9 protein-coding genes are annotated in these 6,168 nt (G+C 69.6%); 3 read left to right on the top strand and 6 right to left on the bottom strand.

All coding sequences use genetic code 11. The features are described 5' to 3' along the window. From purE to gpmA, 3 genes are all read right to left on the bottom strand, one after another. A partial coding sequence (gene purE / locus HUU95_RS06005) for a 5-(carboxyamino)imidazole ribonucleotide mutase (RefSeq protein WP_174279284.1) occupies nucleotides 1–409 on the bottom strand: 409 nt, incomplete at its 3' end. Between the two features lie 186 nt (nucleotides 410–595). Further along, complete coding sequence (locus HUU95_RS06010; protein ID WP_174279285.1) at nucleotides 596–1,261, bottom strand: hypothetical protein; 666 nt, start codon at nucleotides 1,259–1,261, stop codon at nucleotides 596–598. Continuing rightward, the gene (gpmA, locus tag HUU95_RS06015) at nucleotides 1,261–1,947 is read right to left on the bottom strand and encodes a 2,3-diphosphoglycerate-dependent phosphoglycerate mutase (protein WP_174279286.1); all 687 of its coding nucleotides are present in this window, start codon (nucleotides 1,945–1,947) and stop codon (nucleotides 1,261–1,263) included. The genes HUU95_RS06010 and gpmA overlap by 1 nt, the downstream gene beginning before the upstream one ends. A gap of 68 nt (nucleotides 1,948–2,015) precedes the next feature. Between gpmA and HUU95_RS06020 the strand changes: the two genes are divergently transcribed. Continuing rightward, the gene (locus HUU95_RS06020) at nucleotides 2,016–2,738 is read left to right on the top strand and encodes a dienelactone hydrolase family protein (RefSeq protein WP_174279287.1); all 723 of its coding nucleotides are present in this window, start codon (nucleotides 2,016–2,018) and stop codon (nucleotides 2,736–2,738) included. 140 nt (nucleotides 2,739–2,878) lie between these two features. Here HUU95_RS06020 and HUU95_RS06025 read toward each other — a convergent pair whose 3' ends face one another. The 3 genes from HUU95_RS06025 to HUU95_RS06035 are packed head-to-tail and all read right to left on the bottom strand — an operon-like array spanning nucleotide 2,879 to nucleotide 5,059. Next, nucleotides 2,879–3,334, bottom strand: a complete 456-nt coding sequence (locus tag HUU95_RS06025; RefSeq protein ID WP_174279288.1) for a GNAT family N-acetyltransferase — start codon at nucleotides 3,332–3,334, stop codon at nucleotides 2,879–2,881. Nucleotides 3,335–3,345: 11 nt separating this feature from the next. Beyond that, complete coding sequence (locus HUU95_RS06030) at nucleotides 3,346–4,455, bottom strand: M14 family metallopeptidase (RefSeq protein WP_174279289.1); 1,110 nt, start codon at nucleotides 4,453–4,455, stop codon at nucleotides 3,346–3,348. A gap of 22 nt (nucleotides 4,456–4,477) precedes the next feature. Next, nucleotides 4,478–5,059 (bottom strand): DUF4136 domain-containing protein, encoded by a 582-nt coding sequence (locus tag HUU95_RS06035; RefSeq protein ID WP_174279290.1) that lies wholly within the window; start codon nucleotides 5,057–5,059, stop codon nucleotides 4,478–4,480. A gap of 127 nt (nucleotides 5,060–5,186) precedes the next feature. Here HUU95_RS06035 and ykgO point away from each other — a divergent pair, with 127 nt between their 5' ends. Together ykgO and HUU95_RS06045 are read left to right on the top strand one after the other, a co-directional pair. Next, nucleotides 5,187–5,312: a type B 50S ribosomal protein L36 gene (gene ykgO, locus HUU95_RS06040; RefSeq protein WP_008069451.1), complete on the top strand. Its 126-nt coding sequence runs from the start codon at nucleotides 5,187–5,189 to the stop codon at nucleotides 5,310–5,312. 123 nt (nucleotides 5,313–5,435) lie between these two features. Continuing rightward, nucleotides 5,436–6,065, top strand: a complete 630-nt coding sequence (locus tag HUU95_RS06045; RefSeq protein WP_174279291.1) for an HAD family hydrolase — start codon at nucleotides 5,436–5,438, stop codon at nucleotides 6,063–6,065. Nucleotides 6,066–6,168: the final 103 nt, after the last annotated feature.

Consider the following 6,168-nt stretch of genomic DNA (forward strand, 5'->3'; position numbering starts at 1 on the left):
CCGCCACCGCCAGGATCGCCGCCGCCAGCAGCCCGGCATTGGTCGCGCCCGCGCGGCCGATCGCCAGCGTCCCCACCGGGACGCCACCCGGCATCTGCACGATCGACAAGAGGCTATCCATGCCGCTCAGCGCCTTGGATTCGACCGGCACGCCCAGCACCGGCAGCCAGGTCATCGCCGCCGCCATCCCCGGCAGGTGCGCCGCCCCGCCCGCGCCCGCGACGATCACCTTGAGTCCCCGCCCGGCGGCGGCGCTCGCATAATCGACCAGCCGCTGGGGGGTCCGATGCGCGGACACGATGCGCGTCTCATGCGGCACGTCCAGCGCCGTCAGCACGTCGGCGGCATGGCGCATCGTCTCCCAATCGGAGGTCGAGCCCATGATGATGCCGACGAGCGGGTCAGTCATGAGTGCGGGGTAGCGGGTCGGGGCGACGGCGACAACGTTCTCCTGTTCCTCCCCGGAACGGGGAGGGGGACCGCCGCGCGAAGCGCGGTGGTGGAGGGGGCGCCGATCCAGCCGCCGCACCCGGTCCAGCCCCCTCCGTCACGCCCTGCGGGCGCGCCACCTCCCCGTGCCGGGGAGGAATAAGCGTCAGTGCGCCGGATGCGCGTCGGTGAACCGCGTCCGGCTGGTGAGCGCGCCCGACTTGCCCATCATCGAGCCTTCGAACCGCGTATTGATGTCGGTCGGGAAGACGCGGCCGTCGGCAAGCGGCGCATAGGCGCTAGTGACCGCGAACCGCTCGACCTTGGCGACCAGCATCATCCGGAACGAGGCGGTGGAGGCGAAGCGGACGCGCGCGATATACGGCTGGCCCGTCGCGGTCGCGACCTCTGCATCGGCCTGGCACTGCGCCGACGCGTCGTGGCTGCCGATCTTGACCGTGCCCGGCGGCAAGTGGGCGAAATGATACACGACCGCGCCGTTCGGCCCGGCGACGCGGGTCGCGGGCGCGCCGAACCATTTGGCGTTTTCGGTATAGGACGGCGTGGGCGTCCTGTTCTTGGCGGCCTGCGCCAGCTGCTTGGGGCTGGGCGGCTTGCCGTCGACGCTCTGCAGCGTGAAATGCCCTTGACCGTCATGGCGCGTCACCGTGTCGTGCGCGGCGTTGCCGGTGCTCTCGAAATGGCTGGTCGCGACATACGCCACGTCGGTCGTGCGCGTCGCGCGCATGCCGGCGAGCAGCTGGTCCTGCAACGGATCGGCCAGCGCGGGCGAGGAGAGCGCGACGGCGGCGAGGATAAGGTGGATGCGCATCAGCGCTCGCTGAGATAATAGCGGTCGGTCGCGAACAGCGCGTGGTCCAGCTCGTACACGATCGGCTGACCGGTCGGGATCTCCAGCCCGGTGATTTCGTCGTCGGGGATGTTGCTCAGATGCTTGACGAGCGCGCGTAGCGAATTGCCGTGCGCGGAGATCAGCACGCGCGCGCCGCCTTGCAGCGCCGGTGCGATCCGGCCCTCCCAATAGGGCAGCACGCGCGCGATCGTGTCCTTGAGGCTCTCGGTCGCCGGCACGTCGACCCCGGCATAGCGGCGGTCGTTGGCGAGGTCATAGTCGCTGCCCGCGTCCTGCGCGGGCGGCGGCACGTCGAACGAGCGGCGCCAGACCTTGACCTGGTCCTCGCCGTGCCGCGCCGCCGTCTCCGCCTTGTCGAGCCCGGTCAGCCCGCCGTAATGCCGCTCGTTCAGCCGCCAATGCTTCTCCGTCGGCAGCCATAGCCGCCCCATCGCCTCCAGCGCCAGGTTGAGCGTCTTGATCGCGCGGGTCTGGAGCGAGGTGAAGGTCAGGTCGAAGTCCAGTCCCTTCGCCGCCATCAGCTGCCCCGCCGCGCGTGCCTCCGCCGCGCCCTGTTCGGTCACGTCGACGTCCCACCAGCCGGTAAAGCGGTTCTCGAGGTTCCAGGCGGACTGGCCATGGCGGATGAGGACGAGGCTGGGCATCGGTGCTCCTTGCGAGGGGACCGGCAGGGTTCTAGCGCAACGGCGACGCGGAACAAGGAGAGCGGGCCATGACGATCGTGCGGCAGACGATGGTGTATGACGGCCCCGGCGGCCCGTTCGAGGGCGTGATCGCCTATGAGGACGAAGTCGAGACGCCACGCCCCGGCGTGCTGGTCGTCCCCAACGTGCTGGGGCAAAAGGAGGCGGACAACCGCAAGGCGGAGGATCTGGCGCGGCTGGGCTATGTCGGTTTCGCCTGCGACGTGTTCGGCCAGGGCAAGCGCAAGACCCGCGAGTCGGAGAACGCGGCCGAATATATCAACGCGCTCCAGGCCGACCGGCCGCTGCTGCGCGACCGGCTCGCCGTTAGCCTGCGCGTGCTCCAGGACCACCGCCAGGTCGATGCGGCGAAATGCGCCGCGATCGGCTTCTGCTTCGGCGGCAAGTCGGTGCTCGACATGGCGCGATCGGGGCAGGACGTGCGGGGCGTGGTCAGCTTCCACGGCGTCTATGACGCGCCACCCTACCACACCGTCCAGCCGATCGCCGCCAAGGTGCTCGTCTGCCACGGCTGGGACGACCCGCTTGGGCCGCCCGACGCGGTGACGGCGCTCGCGGCCGAGCTGACGGCCGGGCAGGCGGACTGGCAGCTCCACGCCTATGGCCATGCGGGCCATGCCTTCACCGATGCCGACAACCGGGGCGGCCCACCCGGCTTCGGCTATGAGGAAAAGGCGGACCGCCGCAGTTGGGCGGCGATGCGCGCGTTCCTGGCAGAGCTGTTCACCTGAGCGAGGGGAGCGCGGCTCGGCGCCCTACCTCGTCGCCCCGGCCTTGAGCCGGGGCCGGGCTGTCCTCACCGACGCCGGACATGGCCCTGGCCCGGATCAGGTCCGGGCCGACGATGATCGAAGTCGATCATCGTCCGCAGCTACAGCACCAGCGTCATGAACCGGTTGTGCGGGCTCGGCGGGTAGCCGCCGAACACCGGCCCGTCGACGAAGCCCGTCGCCTCGTACAGCCGGTTGGCGGCATCGAACATCGGGTGCGTGCCCGTCTCCAGGCTGACCCGCGTCGCCCCGGCGGCGTGTGCGGTCTCGATCAGGTGCGTCAGCAGCGCCCGTGCCACGCCGCGGCGCAAGGCGGCGGGCGCGGTACGCATCGATTTCACCTCGACATGGCCCGGCTCGATCGTCCGCAGCGCCGCCATGCCGAGCAGCGTCTCGCCGTCCCACGCCGTCCAGAAGCGGACATCGTCCGCGCCCAGCGCCGTCACGTCGAGCGCGTGCCGGAACTCGGTCGGGGCCGTCGCCCGCGCTTGCGTCAGATGATGCAAGAGCAGCGCCTGCACGTCGGGATGGTCGAGGCCGCCGCTCCGGATGTCCATCGGCGTGCTCCTCAGATCGTATCGATCATCCCCGCCAGCACCTCCAGGCAGGCGATACCCAGCCGGCGCGAGCGCTCGGGCGACCAGCCGTGGACGGGATCGGGGTTGGGATCGTGATCCTTGAACGGCATCTCCAGCGTCACCGACACCGCGCCGAAGCGTTCTGCCAGCTGATTGGTGGACATGGACAGGTTGGCGCGTCCGGCGCTCGCCTTTTCATAGCCGCGCCCGACCTGGAAGTCGGGCGTGTGCGCCGCCAGCCGGTCCCCGAACGCGTAGAATTTGGCGCCGTGATCCGCGTTCCAGGATGGGATGCCCTCATAGCCGGCGATGAAATTGGCCGGGATCGCCTCGTCGCCATGGACGTCGATCGCGAAGTGCACGCCCGTCTCGTCCATCGCATCGCGCACGCACAGCACCTCTGGCGAGCGCTCGGCCGTCGGCGCGTGCCATTCGCGGTTGAGGTTGACGCCCGCCGCGTTGGTGCGCAGATGTCCGCGCCGGGTGCCGTCGGGGTTCATGTTGGGCACCACGTGCACCGTCGCCGCCGTCAGCAACGGCGCGGCGGCGTCGCTGGTCAGCCAGGCGAGCGCGCCCTCCATCCACCATTCGGCCATCGGCTCGCCCGGATGCTGGCGCCCGTAGAGCCACACCTGCCTGGCTCCCGTGCCCAGCCGCAGGTAATCGATCGCCTGCCCGTCCAGGCTGCGCCCCAACTCGCGATGCGTGACGCCGGGCGACGCTGCCGTCCGCGCGACCAGCGCGTCGTGGCGGTCCATCGGAAACGGCGCGAAATAGGCGAACCAGGCGAGTTCGGTGTCGAAGGTCCACCGCCATTCGAGCACGCCGTCCACGTAGCGCGTGTCGGCCATGACCCAGGTCTCGCGATCGGTACTCGCGCGCGTGCGATAACCGGGCCAGCCGAACGGATAGGCGGAACCGCCGCTGTTCAGCATCCGCAACGTCAGCGTCCGCCCACGCGCGCCGGCGACGCGGAAGTGAAACCATTGGTAGAAGTCGGACTGGTGATCGCGCTCGATCTCCAGGTCGACGCGGTCGCCCTCGATCGCGACGACGCGGACGTTGCCGCTGTCAAAGGCGGCGTTGATGGATACGGTCATGCGATCGGGAGGACGTGAGCGTTCATGGCACGCTGATAGTGCGCCCTGACTCGCCCGGGAACCCCGTGAAGAGCGCCGATGCCAGCCGGTCGGCGAAGCCCTGCGCGGTGGCGCCGCGACGGCCCGGATCGTCCGTGCCGTTGGCATGGCCTTCCCACACCGTCGCCTGATCGGCGCGCCGCTTGATCAGGACGCTGAGCTCGGTCTGCACCAGCGGCCCGCGACGGCCGCCGATCGGGAAGGAGATGCCGCCGCCCAGACCCACGCCCGAGCGATAGCCCCCGGTCGAGCCGCCCGCGCCCAACCCGATCGACACGGGCGACCGCCGCCCGACATCGCGCTCGCGCTGGCGGATGTCGACTGTGGCGACGTACAGCGAGGCCGATCCGGCTGCGGCGGTGATATAGCCAGCCGCGATGAGCTGGCGCCCGACCGCGTCCTCGAACGGGCCGCTCGACAGGCCATCCCGGCTCGGCTCCACGGCGATCGTGCCGCGCGGCACGCCGTCGGGCAGATGGTAGCGCAGCACCTCCGTCGGCGGCAGCGATCCGGTGGTGGCGCAGGCCGCGAGCAGGGCGAGCGGAGCGAGGGCGAGCGGTTTCATGGAGGTACGCCTGACTGGGATGATATGGATGCGAACGCGCGGGCGGGGTTCCGGCTCCCCGTTGACTTCGCGGAGCCGCTTCCATAGGCGGGCGCGTCCAAGTTCCGGCCCGAAAAGACCCACATCCATGAAGATCCGCAACTCGCTGAAGTCGCTGAAGGACCGCCATCGCGACAACCGCGTCATTCGCCGTCGCGGCCGCACCTATGTCATCAACAAGACGCAGCGCCGGTTCAAGGCGCGCCAGGGCTAGGCTGAGGCAGTGGATTAGCGCAGCTAATCCACGTCTAGGCCGAAGCCGCGGCCGGGGGCGCGAAGCGCCGTTTGACGACACGGGATTTACTCCCGTTTCGCGGCCTTGGCCTGGGATACGTGCATGACCACCCCCACGGCCGTCATCTTCGACATCGGCCGTGTCCTTTACCGGTGGGACCCCCGGTTCCTCTACGAGCGCCTCATCCCGGCGGGCGAGATGCTCGATGCGTTCCTGCGCGACGTCGTCACCATCCCGTGGCACTTCCAGCACGACGCCGGCCGCGACTTTGCCGCCACGTCTGCCGAGCTGATCGCCGAGCATCCGCATCACGCCGAGCTGATCCGAGCCTGGGAAACCCGTTTCCTCGACACCATCCCCGGGCCGGTCGAGGGCATGCCGGCGCTGGTCGACGCGCTGCACGCGGCCGGCGTGCCGCTCTACGCGCTCACCAACTTCTCCCACGAGTTCTGGCCGCCGTTCCGCGCGCGGGAGGCGGCGATGTTCGACCGCTTCCGCGACATCCTCGTCTCGGGCGAGGAGAAACTGGTCAAGCCCGACCCGGCGATCTACGCCCTCGCGCTCGCGCGCTTCGGCCTGGAGGCCGCGCGGACCGTGTTCATCGACGACAGCGAGCCCAATGTCGTGGCGGCGGCGAACGCGGGCCTCATCGCACTACACTTCACTGACGAACCGACGCTGCGGGGCGAGTTGGAGCGACTGGGACTCCTACGCCCTTCATCCCGGCCTTGAACCAAAAACACGCTTCTTCTACGCGGCGCTAGAGTCTGAGTCATCTGGGCTGAATCGGTTTGGGATTCCCCTGGTCGAAGAAGTCTGATTCAAGCTGCTGGCC

The sequence above is a fragment of the Sphingomonas bacterium genome, assembly GCF_903643065.1.
Lineage (GTDB): Bacteria > Pseudomonadota > Alphaproteobacteria > Sphingomonadales > Sphingomonadaceae > Sphingomonas.